The sequence below is a fragment of the Pseudomonas tehranensis genome (assembly GCF_014268615.1).
GTDB lineage: Bacteria > Pseudomonadota > Gammaproteobacteria > Pseudomonadales > Pseudomonadaceae > Aquipseudomonas > Aquipseudomonas tehranensis.
The window spans coordinates 1-16,665 of record NZ_JABWQV010000015.1 but is presented as its reverse complement, the minus strand read 5'-3'; the positions used below and the strand labels follow the sequence as shown (position 1 = coordinate 16,665).

At 61.0% G+C, this 16,665-nt stretch carries 16 protein-coding genes; 7 read left to right on the top strand and 9 right to left on the bottom strand.

Annotated features, from left to right (window positions below; translation table 11 throughout):
- Window positions 1-7: 7 nt before the first annotated feature.
- The 4 genes from lpxK to HU811_RS05330 form a co-directional block, all read right to left on the bottom strand.
- On the bottom strand, window positions 8-1,018 hold the full coding sequence (lpxK, locus tag HU811_RS05345; RefSeq protein ID WP_186654494.1) for a tetraacyldisaccharide 4'-kinase: 1,011 nt from the start codon (window positions 1,016-1,018) through the stop codon (window positions 8-10).
- A complete protein-coding gene (locus HU811_RS05340) occupies window positions 1,018-1,446 on the bottom strand; it encodes an ExbD/TolR family protein (RefSeq protein WP_047228182.1) in 429 nt (142 codons plus the stop codon). Before HU811_RS05340 ends, lpxK begins: the two co-directional genes overlap by 1 nt.
- The gene (locus HU811_RS05335) at window positions 1,443-2,078 is read right to left on the bottom strand and encodes a MotA/TolQ/ExbB proton channel family protein (protein WP_177193368.1); all 636 of its coding nucleotides are present in this window, start codon (window positions 2,076-2,078) and stop codon (window positions 1,443-1,445) included. Before HU811_RS05335 ends, HU811_RS05340 begins: the two co-directional genes overlap by 4 nt.
- A 96-nt stretch (window positions 2,079-2,174) precedes the next feature.
- Complete coding sequence (locus HU811_RS05330) at window positions 2,175-4,421, bottom strand: DNA internalization-related competence protein ComEC/Rec2 (protein ID WP_186654493.1); 2,247 nt, start codon at window positions 4,419-4,421, stop codon at window positions 2,175-2,177.
- 145 nt (window positions 4,422-4,566) lie between these two features.
- On the opposite strand from HU811_RS05330, the gene HU811_RS05325 reads away from it, so the two are divergent.
- Window positions 4,567-5,082, top strand: coding sequence for a DUF2062 domain-containing protein (locus HU811_RS05325; RefSeq protein WP_092400069.1), 516 nt, complete (start codon window positions 4,567-4,569; stop codon window positions 5,080-5,082).
- Window positions 5,083-5,183: 101 nt separating this feature from the next.
- Here the strand turns inward: HU811_RS05325 and HU811_RS05320 are convergent, their stop codons facing one another.
- The 4 genes from HU811_RS05320 to HU811_RS05305 form a co-directional block, all read right to left on the bottom strand.
- Entirely contained in the window at window positions 5,184-5,963 is a 780-nt protein-coding gene (locus HU811_RS05320; RefSeq protein ID WP_092458708.1) for an ABC transporter permease, read from the bottom strand.
- The gene (locus tag HU811_RS05315) at window positions 5,960-6,892 is read right to left on the bottom strand and encodes an ABC transporter ATP-binding protein (protein ID WP_092400073.1); all 933 of its coding nucleotides are present in this window, start codon (window positions 6,890-6,892) and stop codon (window positions 5,960-5,962) included. Before HU811_RS05315 ends, HU811_RS05320 begins: the two co-directional genes overlap by 4 nt.
- A 133-nt stretch (window positions 6,893-7,025) precedes the next feature.
- Complete coding sequence (locus HU811_RS05310; protein ID WP_092400075.1) at window positions 7,026-7,649, bottom strand: glutathione S-transferase family protein; 624 nt, start codon at window positions 7,647-7,649, stop codon at window positions 7,026-7,028.
- Between the two features lie 45 nt (window positions 7,650-7,694).
- Window positions 7,695-8,354, bottom strand: a complete 660-nt coding sequence (locus HU811_RS05305; protein WP_186654491.1) for a transglutaminase-like domain-containing protein — start codon at window positions 8,352-8,354, stop codon at window positions 7,695-7,697.
- 395 nt (window positions 8,355-8,749) lie between these two features.
- Between HU811_RS05305 and HU811_RS05300 the strand changes: the two genes are divergently transcribed.
- Together HU811_RS05300 and HU811_RS05295 are read left to right on the top strand one after the other, a co-directional pair.
- A complete protein-coding gene (locus HU811_RS05300; RefSeq protein ID WP_186654490.1) occupies window positions 8,750-11,197 on the top strand; it encodes an acyl-CoA dehydrogenase in 2,448 nt (815 codons plus the stop codon).
- An 88-nt stretch (window positions 11,198-11,285) separates the two neighbouring features.
- Complete coding sequence (locus HU811_RS05295; protein ID WP_047228173.1) at window positions 11,286-11,693, top strand: PA2817 family protein; 408 nt, start codon at window positions 11,286-11,288, stop codon at window positions 11,691-11,693.
- A gap of 30 nt (window positions 11,694-11,723) precedes the next feature.
- On the opposite strand, the gene HU811_RS05290 is transcribed toward HU811_RS05295, so the two are convergent.
- On the bottom strand, window positions 11,724-12,680 hold the full coding sequence (locus tag HU811_RS05290) for a LysR family transcriptional regulator (protein ID WP_092400081.1): 957 nt from the start codon (window positions 12,678-12,680) through the stop codon (window positions 11,724-11,726).
- 162 nt (window positions 12,681-12,842) lie between these two features.
- Between HU811_RS05290 and HU811_RS05285 the strand changes: the two genes are divergently transcribed.
- The 4 genes from HU811_RS05285 (at window position 12,843) to HU811_RS05270 (ending at window position 16,172) form a co-directional block, all read left to right on the top strand.
- Window positions 12,843-13,481 carry a LysE family translocator gene (locus HU811_RS05285; RefSeq protein ID WP_092400083.1) on the top strand — a complete coding sequence of 213 codons (639 nt, stop codon included), beginning with the start codon at window positions 12,843-12,845 and terminating at the stop codon, window positions 13,479-13,481.
- 408 nt (window positions 13,482-13,889) lie between these two features.
- Window positions 13,890-15,113, top strand: coding sequence for a type II and III secretion system protein family protein (locus HU811_RS05280; RefSeq protein WP_092458696.1), 1,224 nt, complete (start codon window positions 13,890-13,892; stop codon window positions 15,111-15,113).
- 56 nt (window positions 15,114-15,169) lie between these two features.
- Window positions 15,170-15,880, top strand: a complete 711-nt coding sequence (locus HU811_RS05275) for a tetratricopeptide repeat protein (protein ID WP_092400087.1) — start codon at window positions 15,170-15,172, stop codon at window positions 15,878-15,880.
- Between the two features lie 22 nt (window positions 15,881-15,902).
- Complete coding sequence (locus HU811_RS05270) at window positions 15,903-16,172, top strand: DUF3613 domain-containing protein (RefSeq protein ID WP_092400089.1); 270 nt, start codon at window positions 15,903-15,905, stop codon at window positions 16,170-16,172.
- The last annotated feature ends 493 nt before the right edge of the window (window positions 16,173-16,665 follow it).

Sequence of the window (16,665 nt, the reverse complement as noted above, 5' to 3'; positions counted from 1 at the left end):
AAATGTTTTAGGGCAAAAGCCGGTCCGGCAACAGGCGCATCAACTGGGTGTCGAACCAGTCCGCGAAAGCTGGCGACGGCGCGGCATCCACCGCCAGGTACCACCAGTCGGGGGCGGCAAAGGCACGGCATTTGACCGCGTCCTTTTCCGTCATGACCACCGGCAGCGACGGCGTGAAATTCAACGCCTGGGCGCTGTATTGGGCGTGGTCGGCAAACCCGTGCGGTATGGGACGCCAGTGTAGCGTTTCGAGGGTCTTGAAGAAACGTCCGGGATTGCCGATGCCGGCCACGGCATGCAAGGCCTGGCCGGGCGGAAAATGGTCGAGTGGCCGCCGTTCGCCGCTGGCCAGGTTCACCAGAGCTGTGGGTCGTAACTCGAAGGCAAAGCCGTCTTCGCGGTCGGCGCTGGCGCCGTTGTACAGCACGGCATCGACCGATTGCAGACGCTCCACGGGTTCACGCAGCGGACCGGCAGGCAGACAACGCCTGTTGCCCAGGCCCCGGGCGTTGTCGATCAGCACCAGCTCAAGATCCCGCGCCAGGCGGTAATGTTGCATGCCGTCGTCGGACAGGATCAGGTCCAGCGGTTGAGTCTCCAGCAGCGCCCGCACCGCCCGACTGCGATCCGGATCGATCATCAACGGCACGCCAGTGCGCTGGACAATCAGCAGGGGCTCATCACCGGCGATGTCGGCGCCCTGCCCGGCTTCGACTCGCCAGGGCAAATGGGGTGGTTTGGCGCCATAACCCCGGCTCACCACGCCGACCCGCAGGCCACGGCGCTGGCAATGCTGGATCATCCACAGGATCAATGGGGTCTTGCCGGTGCCACCCACCGTGATGTTCCCCACGACCACCAGCGGCACAGGCGGTTGGTAAATCTCACCCTCGCCCGCCAGAAAACGCTCGCGTTTACCCATCACCACCCGCCGGTACAACCACTCCAGTGGCCGCAACAGCGTCAGGGCCGGGTGACCTTCGTACCAGGCGGCAAGCAATCGATCAGACATGGCCATCAGGGTGCCGGCGCCGCCTCGACGGTGGTCATGCGCAGATGGCTGAAGCCGAGCTTGCCGGCCGCGTCCATGGCGGTGATGACGGATTGATGAGGGGTCTTGCCGTCGGCGCTGATGGACAGCGGCAGGCTGGTGTCACCGCCGGACTCCTTCTGCAGCGCATCGATCAGGCTCGCCAGGTCGCTCTTGGGCAGCAACTGATTGTTCACCGAAAACGTCCCTTCGGCACTGATCGTGACTTCCAGGTTCTTGAGTTGCTGGTCTTCGGCAGGCGAGCCGCTGACCGCTTCCGGCAGCTCCACCTTGAGTTGGGTTTCCCGGGTGAAGGTAGTGGTCACGACGAAAAACAGCAGCAGGATGAACACCACGTCAATCAAGGACGCAAGGTTGATCTCGACGGTTTCCCGTGGTTTGCGGCGGAATTTCACTTCTTGCCCTCGGCCAGGTCCACGTCACGGTCGCCTTGCACCACCTCGACCAGCTTGATGGCTTCCTGCTCCATGCCCACCACCAACTCATCGATGCGCCGTTGCAGGAAGCGATGGAAAAACACCGAAGGAATCCCCACCATCAACCCGGCGGCCGTGGTGATCAAGGCCTTGGAAATCCCCCCTGCCAGCACCGAGGCATTGGCGGTCATGCCTGCGCCGGTGAACGAACTGAAAATGTCGATCATGCCCAGCACCGTGCCCAGCAGGCCCAGCAACGGGGCCATGGCGGCAATGGTGCCCAGGGCATTGATGTAGCGTTCCAGCTCATGGATGACCCGGGCGGCGGCTTCTTCGATGCATTCCTTCATGATCTCGCGACCATGCTTGGAGTTTGCCAAGCCCGCGGCGAGGATTTCACCCAACGGTGAACTGGCCCGCAGCTCCTTGAGCCGGTCCTTGTTCAGTTTCTTGTCCTTGATCCAGACCCAGACCTGACCGAGCAAATGCTCCGGGGTCACCCGGCTGGCCCGCAGGGTCCACAGGCGTTCGGCAACAATTGCCAGGGCCACGATGGAACTCAGAATGATCGGCAACATCATCCAGCCGCCGGATTTGACCAATTCCCACACAGTGACAGCCCCCTCGAAAAAGTGCGCCACTTTATCATACAGACGCACCTTGCAGACCCGCCCCGCCGATTACACCGTCATGGAAGATGACCCGGGTCAAGGTGGCGCCCATGGTCCCGCAGACGGCGGGTCGCGCCAGTAGCGCCGTTGGCCGGCCTGCAGGTGCGGTGCTTCGAAGGCCCCCAGTTGCAGACGAATGGCACCCTGTTCGGCACTGTCGTAGATCGCCATGCCCAAGCGGCGATAGCGAGCCATGACCCGCGGATGAGGATGACCGAACGCATTGCCCTGGCCCCGGGAGATCAACACCGAATGGGGTTTGAGCCGTGACAGCAGCAACATCGACGATGAACTGCGGCTACCGTGATGGGGCGCCGCCAGCCACTGGACCGGCACCGCCAGAGGCCCGTCGAGCAACGCGCGCTCGGCATGGCTATCGATGTCTCCGGTGAGCAACAACCGCTCACCGCCCGCTTCGACCAGCAGAACGCAGGATCGCTGGTTGCTTTCAAGGGCGGATGACCATTGCCACAGCTCGAACCTGACCCCGTCCCACTCCCAGCGCGCACCACTGTCGCACGCCTCTGCCTGCAAAGTGGCAGGCAACGCGGCCGGGTCTCCACTGACCACCCGGACCGTTGGCAACCCGTTGCGCACCGCTTGGGCGCCTCCGGCGTGATCGGCGTCGGCATGGCTGAGCAGCATCAGGTCCAACCCGGTTACGCCCAGCTTGCGCAAGGTGGGCAGCACGACGCGCTCACCCGCGTCGGCCTCGCCAAAGCGCGGCCCCGCGTCGTAAAGCAAGGCATGGCGACGGGTGCGTACCAATACCGCCAACCCTTGGCCCACGTCCAGTTGCCAGATTTCGGCGTGCCCCGGGGGCACTTCCTCGCGCGGAGGAAAAACCACCAGCAGCAACATGGGCCAGCCCAGTACCCGCAGCGGCACGCCTTTGGGCAGCAACAGCAGCAAAGCCCCAAGAGCGGCCATGCACCATGCCCATATGGGGATAGCCGCAGGCACCCATACCGGTATTCGCCCGGCCACCAGCGCCAACCCCTTGAATAGCAGATCGAGCAAACCGCCGGCGATCCAAAGCAGCCCTTCACCCACGAACGGCACCGGCAGCAATGCCGTACCGAGCAGCGCCGGCGGCAACACCAGCAGGCTGACCCAAGGCACCGCCACCAGGTTCACCAGAGGGCCGCTGAGGCTGATCGGCAAACCCAATATCAACAGTATCGGGCACAGTCCGACTGCCACCAGCCATTGAGCACGGGTCCAGGTTTGCCACCAGCGCCAGGGGCCCAAGCGTGCGCCGAAAGTAAACATCAGAATCGCCACCGCGGCGAACGACAGCCAGAATCCCGGCCGCAGACTGGCCAATGGATCGAACACCAGCACCCCATTAAAAGCCAGCAGCCACGCCCACCAGGGGTCCGGATGCCGGTAACGCAAACGCCACAGCAGCACCAGGCCGATCATCGTGCAGGCGCGCCGCACCGGTACTTCGAAGCCAGCGAGCAAACCGTAGCCCAGGGCCGCGACAAAGGCCAACGCGCAGGCCCAGGGCAACCACGGCAGACGCGCCGGCCACATGCCATAGCGCGCCGCACCTGCCACCAGCAGGTACACCAGTGCGGCAAGCAGACCGATGTGCTGCCCGGAGATCACCAGCAGATGGACCGTACCGGTGTCCTGCAGTACTTGCCAGTCATCACGACTCAGCCCGGCGCCATCCCCCAGGACCAATGCCGCCAGCGCCCCGGAACGGCCCTGGGCATCGACTTGCGCCAGCGCCTGACGCACGCCGTCGCGCCAGGCACCTTGGGCAGGTTGCCGGAGATGACCGTCCTTGACCGTGCCAGTCGCGCCGATGCCCCGGCTCAACAGCCAGGCCTGGTAATCGAAGCCATGGGGGTTCAGTAGCCCGGTGGGGCGTTTGAGCTTCACCGCCAGTCGCCAACGTTCGCCGCTGCTCACAGGCGGTCCACCGAACCAGGCCAGGCGCATCGACGACGGCAACCGTGTGCGGCGGGAATGGGCATCGGCCAGTTCAAAGCGCACCACACCTTCGTTATATTGCGGCAAACCGACGACGCGCCCTTCGACCCAGCGGGTTTCTCCGTCCAGTGCGGCAGGCAACCGATCGTCCAGGGCCAGTTGCGCCGACAGGCAGGCCCAAGCCAGCCCGATCAGGAAAAAACCCAGCGGATGAGTTCGAAACGGCAACACCATCAGCGCCAGCACAGGCATGACCGCAATCAGCCACAGCGGCGGCAGCGCCGGGCAAAAAACCGGGGTCAACAGCCCGAGTGCAAGCGCGACCATCCCTGTGCGCATAAGCCTGTCCTTGAGAGTCTTCTCTTCAGGCATAGTCGGTCTGCGGCACGGTGCGCGTTAACAATTGTCACAAAGTCTGAATCAGTCCGCCGTAGAATGCGGACATACTTGCGGCCTCACCGCTTTGAACCGACCGAGAAGCCTTATGCCCCGGCGCCTTTTCAAACGTTACATGCCTGACCCAGCGAGTATTCGGGAACATAAGTCCTTACGTTTTCTCGGTTCCTTGCTGCACGACCCCAACCTTTGGCACCTCAACCGACATTCAGTGGCACGCGCCATGGCCGTTGGTCTGTTCGCGGCCTTTTTGCCGATTCCTTTGCAGATGCTGCTGGCCGCGGCGCTGGCCATCACGGTGCGCGGCAACATACCGATTGCGGTGAGCCTGGTCTGGCTGACCAACCCCATCACCATGCCCGCCGTGTTTTTCTGCACCTACCAGACCGGGGCCTGGTTGATGGATGTGCCTGCCCGCACGTTGCCGGAAGAGCTGACCTGGGAATGGATCACCAACCAATTGTCTACCTTGTGGCGGCCGTTTCTGCTGGGGTCGGTGGTGACGGGCCTGGTGCTCGGCGCCCTGGCCTATTTCATGACCATGATCTATTGGCGCTGGTGGGTGGCGCGGCAATGGAAACGGCGCAAGAAAAGCCGGATGTGAGATACCAAAAGGCCTCCACTGAATGGAGGCCTTTTTTTGCGCTTCAATGTGGGAGCGAGCCTGCTCGCGATAGCGGCATATCAATCAACACACCTGCTGGATCAGGTCCGCATCCCCCGCCCACTGACCAGTAACCGCGCGCACCCCACATAAAGCACCAGGGTTGCCACCAGCATGAAGGTGATGGCGATGCTGATCTTGATGTCCGAAACCCCGAGAATGCCGTAGCGAAACGCGTTGACCATGTGCAACACCGGGTTGGCCAAGGACACGGTCTGCCAGAACGGTGGCAGCAGGGAGATCGAGTAGAACACTCCGCCCAGGTAAGTCAGTGGCGTGAGCACGAACGTCGGGATGATGGAAATGTCATCGAAGTTGCGCGCAAACACGGCATTGATGAACCCCAGCAGCGAAAAGATCGTGGCGGTGAGCACCACCACCAATATCGTCACGCCCAAATGGTGCACTTGCAGATCGGTGAAGAACAGTGACAACAAGGTCACGATCAAGCCCACCGCCAACCCGCGCAGTACGCCGCCCAAGGTGTAGCCGATCAGGATCGTATGGGGCGAAACCGGCGAGACCATCAGTTCCTCGATCGAGCGCTGGAACTTGCTGCCGAAGAAACTCGAGACCACGTTACCGTAGGAGTTGGTGATCACCGACATCATGATCAGTCCCGGTACGATGTAGTCCATGTACGTGAAGCCACCCATGTCGCCGATCTGCCGACCGATCAGGTTGCCGAAAATCACGAAGTACAAAACCATGGTGATGGCCGGCGGCAGCAGGGTCTGCGGCCAGATCCGCATGAAGCGGCGGACTTCGCGATAAACGATGGTATTGAGGGCGATGAGGTTGGGTCGCAGCTCGGAACTCATACCGCCACCTTCGCCAGATTTTTCTCCACCAGAGACACGAACAACTCCTCGAGGCGATTGGTTTTGTTGCGCAGGCTCTGCACTTCAATGTTTTGCAGCGCCAGTTGGGAGAACAAGCCGGTAATACCGACGGCTTTATCCACCTGGACTTCCAGTGTGTGATGGTCCACCAGGCGGGCCGGATAGCCGATCAGTTGCGGCGCGGTCTTCAGATCGTTCTTCAGGTCCAGCAGGAACGTCTCCACATGCAGTTGGCTGAGCAACTGTCGCATGCTGGTGTTCTCGACGATGGTGCCGTGGTCGATGATGCCGATGTTGCGGCACAGCTGCTCGGCCTCTTCCAGGTAATGGGTAGTGAGGATGATGGTGATGCCTTTCTGGTTCAGCTCGGTCAGAAAGGTCCACATCGACCGACGCAGCTCGATGTCGACGCCCGCGGTCGGCTCGTCAAGAATCAGCAGGCGCGGCTCATGGACCAGGGCACGGGCAATCATCAGGCGCCGTTTCATGCCGCCGGACAAGGAACGGGAAGGCACATCGCGCTTGTCCCACAAACCCAATTGCGTCAGATACTTCTCGGCGCGCTCATTGGCGATCTTCGGCGGGATACCGTAGTAACCCGCCTGGGTCACGACGATGTCGAAGGTCTTTTCGAACTGGTTGAAATTGAATTCCTGGGGCACCACGCCGATGCAGCGCTTGAGCGCGGCGGGCTCACGGTCCAGGTCATGACCGAAGATATTCACCGTGCCGCTGGTTTTGTTCACCAGGGTGGAAAGAATGCCGATGGTGGTGGACTTGCCGGCACCGTTGGGACCGAGCAAAGCGAAAAAATCACCTTCGGCGACGTCCAGATCGATACCACTCAAGGCCTGGAAACCGTTGCCGTAGGTTTTGGTTAGCTGCCGGATGGACAGAGCGGAACTCATATCGGATTACGCACCAAGAAGGGGAAGAAACAATTAGATAAGGGCGCACGGCGAGCAATACAACCACGGCGCACGAAGGCAATGGTGCGTGGCGTCGCCGCACAAGTACAGTCAAGCGTGTCGATAGTAAGTATTAAGTCAACGCGGTCATGACCGCCTTGCGATAGGCCGGACGCTGCTGCAGCCGGGCGTACCAGGCCTGCAGATGAGGCAGCGCAGCCCGCTCGATGGGCATCTCGAACCAGGCATAAATGAAACTGCCCAAGGGAATATCGCCCATGCCGATTTCATCCCCCGAGAGGTAGGGTTGCTCGCTCAACGTCTGGTCTGCCATCGCCAACAGACCATCGCAGACCTTGATCGCCGCATGGATGGCCGCCCAGTCCTGCTGCTCGGCGGGAGTGCGCAAGACGCCCCAGAATACGGTGCGAAACGGATCGGCAAACGAGGAAGTGGTCCAGTCCATCCATTTTTCAGCCCGGGCCCGAGCCTGGGGATCGGCCGGATACCAGGCCGAACCCGGAGCATGGCAAGACGCCAGATAACGCACGATGGTGTTGGACTCCCAAAGCACGAAACCGTCATCTTCGATCATCGGAACACGGCCGTTGGGGTTCTTGGCGCGATACTCGGGCGTGTCCACCACGCCGAACGCCCCCCCGGCGTCGATGGCCTCGTAGGCCAGCCCCAGTTCCTCGGCGCACCACAGCGCCTTGCGCACATTCGATGAGTTTTTCCGACCCCAGATCTTCAGCATCACGGCTTGCTCCGATGGATAAATGCCGCAGCAGCATACGCCGGATCAGCCGCGGCTCAAATCGCCCTGCATGTCGCCAAGCAGGGGCGGCAGTTGCTCGCCGAACAGGTGCGGGTAGCATTTTTCCAGGTGCTGGAAGAAGAACGCTTCGGGCACATCGGCGAATTGGCCGTGGTCGGTGACGTACTCCATCAGCTTGGCGCCCTGGCGATTGAACGGGTGGAAAACGCTGTCTTGGAGGCCATCGAATTCCAGGGGTGCCACATCGAACAACTCACACAAACCTTGATTGAAGGCCGGCGTGGCCTTGACCCAGCGCTCGTTCAGGTAGAGCTCGGTATAACCGTGCATGGCGAACACATCACTCTTGAGCAACTCCAGCAGGCGCGGTGTGGACAAGTGATTGCGCACATCCGCCAGACCGATGCGCGCCGGGATACCACAATGACGGGCGCAGGCGGCCAGTAAGGTCGCCTTGGGCACGCAATAGCTTTCGCCGCTGAGCAATGCATAACTGCCCCGCAAGGTGGCAGGATCGCGACTGAAGGTGTAGGGGTTGTACCGTACCGCCTCGCGCACGGCGTAATACAGGCTGACCGCCTGGGCCAGCGGGTCGCCATCGGTGCCACGGTGGGTTTCGGCGAACTCGATGACCGCAGGGTGATCGCTGTCGATGAAGCGGCCGGGGTTCAGGTATTGCTGCATAAATGGAAGGCCTCTGGAGAAACATCACCGTCCGTAGGAGCTGTCGAGTGCAACGAGGCTGCGATCTTTCCCCAGACAATTGAATCCTGAGCGAAAGACCGACAGATCAAGAATCAAAAAATCGTCCGAACGCGGCCCGAGCCTTCGGCAGCTCCTACAGGAGAGCTTGCCACGAGTTTATCCACAGCCCTCGCCCGGCGATAACGGCATTCCGGCCAAACAATGGCGCTTTCTCACTTTGTTAACGAACGATTTCCCACGGCTGTTGCCAACCAGACTGGCGCAATGCATCCAAGGTTTCCCACGAAATCAATCACATCGCGCCGACCGCCGGTTTTGCAGATGCCGTCTAAGCTCTGAGGGTCGGTTTTGCCCTGGTTCACGGAGGATTACTTATGCTGTTGTTGTGGATACTGGTTCTGGTCGTCGGGAAAGCCTGGCTGGCGCATCGGCGCACCGCCCCGCTGCCCGCGCTGGGAATCATTGCGGTCTACCTGCTGGCCATGAACCTCTTCAGTCCCGCCCCCGGTTGGCTGATGCTGATCCTCTGGGTCGTGCTCGCCGCCGTCGCGGCCCCACTGCTGCTGCCGGACCTGCGCCGCAAGTATTTCAGCGCGCCGATGTTCAACTGGTTCCAGAAGACCCTGCCTCCCATGTCAGAAACCGAGCGCGACGCCATCGACGCCGGTACGGTGTGGTGGGACGGTGAACTGTTCAGTGGCCGGCCGGACTGGGATACGCTACTGGCCTACCCCAAGGTGCAACTGACCGAGGAGGAACAGGCTTTCCTCGACGGCCCCACCGAAGAACTCTGCGCCATGGTCAGCGACTGGCAGATCGGCCAGGCCATGGACCTGCCACCCGCCGCCTGGGCACACATCAAGGAGCACGGGTTCTTCGCGCTCATCATCCCCAAGGAATATGGAGGCAAGGGCTTCTCCGCCTATGCCCACTCCCAGGTGGCGATGAAACTGGCCACCCGTAGCGGCGATCTGGCTTCCACCGTGATGGTCCCCAACTCCCTCGGCCCGGCCGAACTGCTGCTGCACTACGGCACCGACGAGCAACGCAACCACTACCTGCCACGGCTGGCTCGTGGCGACGATATTCCCTGCTTCGCCCTGACCGGGCCGCTGGCTGGCTCCGACGCCGGGGCGATGCCCGACACCGGCATCATCTGCAAGGGCCAATGGCAAGGTCAGGAAACCGTGGGCCTGCGCCTGAACTGGGAAAAGCGCTACATCACCCTCGGACCGGTAGCCACCCTCCTCGGCCTGGCCTTCAAGGCCTATGACCCCGATCACCTGCTGGGGGATGAAGAGGACCTGGGCATCAGCCTCGCCCTGATCCCCACCGACACCCCTGGCGTCAATATCGGCCGTCGTCACCTGCCCCTTGGCGCCGCTTTCATGAACGGACCGAACTGGGGCAAGGACGTGTTCATCCCGCTGGACTTTCTCATCGGCGGCCAGCCCATGCTCGGCAAAGGCTGGATGATGCTGATGAACTGCCTGTCGGTCGGCCGGTCGATTTCGCTCCCGGCGGTGGGCACCGGGGCGGCGAAGTTCACCAGCCTGGTGACCGGCCAGTACACCCAGGTACGCGAGCAGTTCAACGTGCCATTGTCGGCCTTCGAAGGTATTCAGGAGGCCATGGCCCGTATCGGTGGCAATGCGTGGATGATGGACGCCGCCCGCATGCTGACCGCCAACGCGGTGGACCTGGGAGAAAAACCTTCGGTGCTGTCGGCGATCCTCAAATACCACCTGACCGAGCGCGGTCGCGAATGCATCAGCCACGCCATGGATGTACACGGCGGCAAGGGCATCATCATGGGGCCCAATAACTACCTGGGGCGTAGTTGGCAAGGTGCACCGATCTTCATCACGGTCGAAGGCGCGAATATCCTGTCACGTAACCTGATGATCTTCGGCCAGGGTGCGATTCGCTGCCACCCTTTCGTGCTCAAGGAAATGGCCTTGGCCACGCGAGAAGACAAAGACCAGGCGCTGATCGAATTCGACGGGTTGTTGCTCAAACACATCGGTTTTGCCATCAGCAACGCCGCCAGCACCCTGGTGCTGAACCTGGGCCTGGGGCGTTTCGAAAGAGCCCCCGGCAACGCCTTGAGCCAGGGTTATTTCCGCGCCCTCAACCGGCAGGCGGCGGCATTCGCGCTGCTGGCGGACCTGAGCATGATGCTGCTGGGCGGCGAACTCAAACGTCGCGAACGCTTGTCGGCGCGCCTTGGGGATGTATTGAGCAACCTCTACCTCGCCTCCGCCGCGCTCAAGCGCTACCACGACCTGGACTCGCCGGACCATATGGAACCGCTGTTCACCTGGGCCATGGAAGAAAGCCTGGGCCAGGCTGAGCGGGCCCTGGACGAACTGCTGGACAACTTCCCGAACCGGGTGCTGGGTGGTCTGTTGCGCGTGGTGGTATTCCCCCTCGGCCGCCGCCACAAAGGTCCGAGCGACAGGCTGGACGCTGAAGTGGCTGCAGTGATCGGCCGGGGCAAGGGCGACCCGACCCTCGAGGAGCTGCTGCAGGGTTGCTATCGCCCGCAATCGGTCGACGATCCGGTGGGTGCGCTGCAGCACGCTTGCGACCTGCTGGCCGCGGCTCATCCGCTGCACAAGAAACTGCACGGCGCGCTCAAACAGGGTCAGCTTAACCCCGCCCCAGGCGAACAGGTCATCGACGCGGCCCTCGAAGCCGGCATGCTACAGGCCGGCGAGGCCCAGACCCTGCGCGAGGCCGAAGCGGCCCGACGTAAAGTGATCGACGTGGATGATTTCGACAAGGAGGAACTCACGCTCGCCGAGGACAAGGTCCGTTGATCCTGGCGACCCTGTGCTCTGTGCCATGTAAAAACGGGCGCAAGCGCTTTATACTCCTGCGCCCGTTTTGCTCTTGAGGACTTATCTCGTGTCCAACGTCGTTGCCGATCACCTTGTCTTGCTTGACCACTTGCGCAGCATCCTGGTCGCCGTGGGTGAGGCAGACCAGGTTCCCGAAGAAAGCCATGCCCTGTTTCTGGAACGCTTCGACGAATTGCGCGCGCAGTTGCCCGTTGATCCGATCGAAAGCCAGTACCTGGGCCAGGACCTGATGTGCCAGGTGATCGTGCGTTATCCACAGATCGCCCACCTGGTGCCTCGTGACCTGCTGTGGTACTTCGCCGGTGACTGCCTGCATTACATGCCCGACGAAGAAATCGCCTTGTACCAGGCCCTGGAAGAACGTCGTTTCGAAGCCGAACAAAACGACGAACCGTTCGACTGGAACCAGGAAAAGCAATTGCTGGCGATGTCGGATCAGGACAGCAAGCACTGATTGCGATCAGTCATGCCAAGGCCCGCACGGTTAATCCGGCGGGCCTTTTTTGTGGCCCGCCTTGTTCAAAGTGGGCTCTTTCTCCAGACACTCCACCAGATAATCAATGAACACCCGCAACTTCGGCGGCAGGTAGCGGGTAGGCGAATGCAGCAGCCACAACCCACCCTGGTAGGAGGCCAGGAACGTCCAATCCGCCAGCACCTGTACGATCAACCCTTGCTCCAGCGCATGACGGGCCGTGAAGTACGGCAAGCTGCCGATGCCAATGTGCTGCAAGACAGCCTCCAGCCGCACGCCCGTATGATTGGCAGCATAGCGGCCACGTACACCCACGTGGACGGACCGGGTGCCTTTCCTGAATTTCCAGCGAGCGTCGTGTGGGGTTTCTCCCAGGTAGATGCAGCTGTGCTCCAACAGGTCGTGGGGATGCTCGGGGATGCCGTGTTCGGCCAGGTAGCGCGGCGTGGCGCAGAGCAGGTGGTCAATGGTCAACAACTGACGTCCCACCAGCCCGACCGGCGGCTGGTCGGTGATCCGCAGAGCCAGGTCAACATGATCGTCGATCAGATCGACCTGCCGATCCTCCAGCAGTAACTCCACATCGACCTTGGGGTAACGACGCAAGAATTCGGGTATGTGGGGATGAATGACAAAGCGCCCCACCGCCTTGGGCACGCTGACCCGGATCCGCCCCTCGGCTTCATGGGTGAACTGGCCGCTGATTTCCATCACCGAGCGGGCGGCGGCGACCATCTCCCGACAACGCTTGAACACTTCCTCCCCGCCATCGCTCAAGCGCAGCTTGCGCGTGGTGCGTTGCAGCAAGCGGGTGGCCAAGGCTTTTTCCAGACGCGAGATGCTTCGGCTGACAGCCGACGGGGACAAGCCTGACTGCCTGGCCGCTTCGGAGAAGCTGCCGGTCTCCACGACCTTGACGAAAATGGCCATTTCGGCGAGCAAGGCCAGTGATTGATTTGTGCTCATGGCGCAAAAGCCCTATGAAATTTCAACGGATTATCACCCATTACCACACAACTTATAATCCCGCACACATCCCGATGCGGGTATGGAATATCCGCGCCTGAGCCTTTTCTCTTTTTTATCGGTCATCGCCGCGATGCCGCGCCCTGACCGTTCGGAGTTGAAATGCTATCGAGCTACCTTGGCGAATTCCTGGCCCTGGCCACCGTTCATTTTCTTGCGGTGGTCGCACCCGGCCCTGATTTCGCCGTGACGATCCGCCAAAGCGTCCGTTTTGGCCGCTGGATCGGGATCTGCACAGCGCTGGGCATCGGCGCCGGCATCTCGGTGCATGTGATCTACACCTTGCTCGGCGTAGGTGCGCTGATGCACACCTTCCCCTGGTTGCTGATGGTCGCCAAGGTGGTGGGGGGGGCCTACATTCTTTACCTGGGGGTCAGCCTGCTGCGCAGCCAACCCAAATCCACGCTTGAAGGCGTACACAGCAACGATCAAGACACTACTGGGCAAACGCCATTCAAAGCGTTTGTCACCGGGTTTCTGACCAACGCCACCAACCCGAAAGCCACGCTGTTTTTCCTGGCCATCTTCACCACGCTGATCAGCACCACCACACCGCTGCAGATCCAGGCGTTGTACGGGCTCTGGATGTGCCTGGTGAATGCACTGTGGTTTGTCCTCGTTGCGTTGTTTTTTTCCAGCGCCCGAGTGCGGGAAGTGTTTATGCGCATGGGACATTGGTTCGAACGGAGCATGGGCGTCATCCTGATTCTTTTTGCCGGACGGTTGATCCTGTCCCTGTAAACACGCCCTCAAAATCAAACAAAAGACAAATTATTGACGGCGACTTTACCGAGAATTTCCCTCCCGTCACTTTTTAGTCGTTTTTTTCGTTTATGGCGTGGCGCTTTGCCATGCATGAACTACCTTCAAAAAGAAGCGGGCACGGCGGTGAATAAATCACCCCTAGGGCGACCCGATCAACACCGGTCACCCTGCTCGTCACCCCGCTATCGCGGGGCTCAAAAAGTTTTTTCGAAAGCTGCCTGCCATTCAGTCAGGCCGGTGGGATGCGCTCGCTCGCTTGTAGCGACGAGGCGGTCACCGCCGCCGCTCAATGGTCTGGTGCAATACAAGGGGCAGCCCGGGCCCCTTAAGTGATCCGAGGCATTTGTTAAGCCTAGGGACGGCCTCTCTGTCGAGGATCACTTCATGAGCTATCGTACCCCGCCCGCGTTAAAGCAATTGATGCATGGCCTGTTCTGGATCGGCCTTGGCCTGGAAGCGGCCCAGGCCGCAACGGCAAACTGTTCTCAGTTGGACAATTTGCCAGCGACCTTCGAGGTTGGCCAAGGGCTTCAGAATGAATTGCGTATCCTGGCCCCCGTGACGAAACTGGCGGTGGGTGACCCGAAAATTGCCGACGTGCAACCCAGCGGTAGCGACGCCTTTATTCTTACAGGCCTGGCGCCCGGCGCTACCAGCCTGATGGTCTGGACGGCCTGCTCGAAAAACCCGCGCCAGAGCATGATTTTCGTCAAAGGCAGAGCCACTGCGGCACTGACCAGCGCAGCGAGCGTGCCCTCCGAAGACCCTATGCTGCTCGCCCAGGTTCAGACCGACATCCGTTTCGTCGAAGTCAGTCGGACCAAGCTCAAGGAAGCTTCGACCTCTATTTTCGGCAGCCGTGGCAACTTCCTGTTCGGCGCGCCGAGAACCCTGCCCACCATCGGTGGCGTGGTGCGGCCTTCATTGCCGGTCAACAACGACATGTTCAACCTGTCCTTTGCCACCGGACAAACCCTGCTGATGATCAATGCGCTGGAAGGCAGTGGCTTTGCCTACACCCTGGCGCGGCCGAGCCTGGTGGCCCTGAGCGGGCAGAGCGCGAGCTTCCTGGCCGGCGGCGAAGTGCCGATCCCGGTGCCCAGTGCCGGCAGCGACAACGTGTCCATCGAGTACAAGGAATTCGGTATCCGTCTGACCTTGACGCCCACCGTCGTCGGAACCAACCGCATCATGCTCAAGGTCGCACCGGAAGTCAGTGAGCTGGATTTCACCAACGCGGTGAACATCGCCGGCACACTGGTTCCGGCGCTCACCGTCCGCCGTACCGATACCAGTATTGCCCTGGCCGATGGCGAAAGCTTTGTCATCAGCGGCCTGATCAGCACGCGTAATGCCTCTCAGGTGAACAAATTACCGGGGCTGGGTGATGTTCCGATTCTCGGTGCGTTCTTTCGCGATAATTCCATCAATCGCGAAGAACGCGAGCTGCTGATGATCGTTACGCCGCATCTGGTCCAACCGTTGGCCGCCGACGCACAACTGCCGACGTTGCCGGGCGAACAGCTGCGCAATTACGACCCGAACTTCTACCGCATGTACTTCCTTGAAAACGGCGAGTTCGACAACCGTAACGGGCTGTCCCAATGAGCCGGCGCCTGAAGTGCAGTCGTCCACGTGTTCAACCTGATACGAGGGGGCATTCAATGAAAGCGGTGATCGCGATAGCTGCAACGGTGCTGCTGGTCGGCTGCGCCAGCAACGGCGTGGCTTCACGCCCGACCAGTTGCGCCAAGCCCGGCTCCGATCAGGAACTGGCGCTGAACCTGGCTGATGACATGGCCAATGACGGACGTTTGTATGCAAGCTTGGCGAACCTCGAAGGTCTGCCGCAGGATCTGGTCCAGGTCCGTCTGCGCAAGGCGCGCGTGCTGCGCCTGATGGGACGGAACGAGGCAGAGCCGTTGTACCAGAGCCTGCTCGGCACTTGCCTGGCCGCCGATGGCGAGCATGGCCTCGGCCAGTTGGCTGCCGCCAGACAGGATCATGCTGGCGCCACTGAACACCTTGAGCGCGCTGTGAAAATGTCCCCCACCGAAGGAAAAATCCGCAATGACCTGGGGGTTGTCTATCTCAATCAGCGACGGATCCCAGAAGCCCGCTTCGAGTTCATGACCGCCATGGAGCTCAGACAGTCAGACTCACTGGCCGCCTTCAACATGGTGACGCTGCTGATTTACCAGGACAACTGGAAGCAGGCAGCCGAACTGGCAAACATGGCCAACCTGAGCCCCAAACAAGTGGCGGATGCTCAAGCCCGGGCGGAAAAAATCAGAGGTTCGGCCCCTATCGGGGCGACATCTCCCGTGAACCGTTTGAGCGATGTAGCCGACGCCTCATCCGATGCGGTCAAGTAGAGCCTTACGAGGAGTCCAAGAGATGAAAACCAGACAACTGTTGATCGTGTGCATGACTTGCCTGTCCACCACCGCCTGGGCCATTGAACCAGGCCCCTCTTCGGCTGCGCAACAGGGCACGGAGAGCTGGATGCAGTTGCAGATTCGCGGGGTGGTGGCCTCAACCCACCTGCAAACCGCCTCGGCCACCGAACGGGAATTGGCCATGCAGCGCTGGCTCAATAGTTTCAATTACCCGATCCCGGAGTTCTTCGAACAGGACTCGGGTGGGGAAATCACCAGCAGCAACTGAAACACAGTGGAAAAACAAAAGATCGCAGCCTTCGACAATGCCTACATCCGATCCGGTGTAGGCCTTTTCGAAGGCTGCGATCTTTTGTTCTGCCTTGCATCAAGCTGAACGCGCCTGCTTGTGGCGAAGGGATCTATCCCCGCGGGGTTGCGCAGCCCTCCAGGAAGCAACCGCCCATTCAAACTGAGTCTTGCGCAGCTCCGGCCAATGGATGACACGCCAACTCCCGGTTTCCAGGACCGCCACGCGGCCCAACAGGGATCAATCCCCTCGCCACGGGGTTGGTGTTCGGTTGGGTATGGACGTTCAGGTGAGGATCTTTGTGTGCCCGGCGGGGTGTTGACTGTCAGGTGATAACCCTTGCGTGCCTGGCTGAGTGTTGGTTTTCAGGCTGTCACTATCGTGGCGAGAGAGCTTGCTCCCGCTCGGGTGCGCAGCAACCGCAAACCGGGGCCGCTACGCTGCTCGAGCGGGAGCAAGCTCCCTCGCCACA

Coding starts and splice junctions, on each gene's coding strand:
- HU811_RS05275 (WP_092400087.1), top strand. CDS start 15,170: ATGAAAGCGGTGATCGCGATAGCTGCAACGGTGCTGCTGGTCGGCTGC.
- HU811_RS05325 (WP_092400069.1), top strand. CDS start 4,567: ATGCCCCGGCGCCTTTTCAAACGTTACATGCCTGACCCAGCGAGTATT.
- HU811_RS05270 (WP_092400089.1), top strand. CDS start 15,903: ATGAAAACCAGACAACTGTTGATCGTGTGCATGACTTGCCTGTCCACC.
- HU811_RS05290 (WP_092400081.1), bottom strand. CDS start 12,680: ATGAGCACAAATCAATCACTGGCCTTGCTCGCCGAAATGGCCATTTTC.
- lpxK (WP_186654494.1), bottom strand. CDS start 1,018: ATGGCCATGTCTGATCGATTGCTTGCCGCCTGGTACGAAGGTCACCCG.
- HU811_RS05310 (WP_092400075.1), bottom strand. CDS start 7,649: ATGCTGAAGATCTGGGGTCGGAAAAACTCATCGAATGTGCGCAAGGCG.
- HU811_RS05305 (WP_186654491.1), bottom strand. CDS start 8,354: ATGCAGCAATACCTGAACCCCGGCCGCTTCATCGACAGCGATCACCCT.
- HU811_RS05300 (WP_186654490.1), top strand. CDS start 8,750: ATGCTGTTGTTGTGGATACTGGTTCTGGTCGTCGGGAAAGCCTGGCTG.
- HU811_RS05280 (WP_092458696.1), top strand. CDS start 13,890: ATGAGCTATCGTACCCCGCCCGCGTTAAAGCAATTGATGCATGGCCTG.
- HU811_RS05330 (WP_186654493.1), bottom strand. CDS start 4,421: ATGCGCACAGGGATGGTCGCGCTTGCACTCGGGCTGTTGACCCCGGTT.
- HU811_RS05315 (WP_092400073.1), bottom strand. CDS start 6,892: ATGAGTTCCGCTCTGTCCATCCGGCAGCTAACCAAAACCTACGGCAAC.
- HU811_RS05285 (WP_092400083.1), top strand. CDS start 12,843: ATGCTATCGAGCTACCTTGGCGAATTCCTGGCCCTGGCCACCGTTCAT.
- HU811_RS05320 (WP_092458708.1), bottom strand. CDS start 5,963: ATGAGTTCCGAGCTGCGACCCAACCTCATCGCCCTCAATACCATCGTT.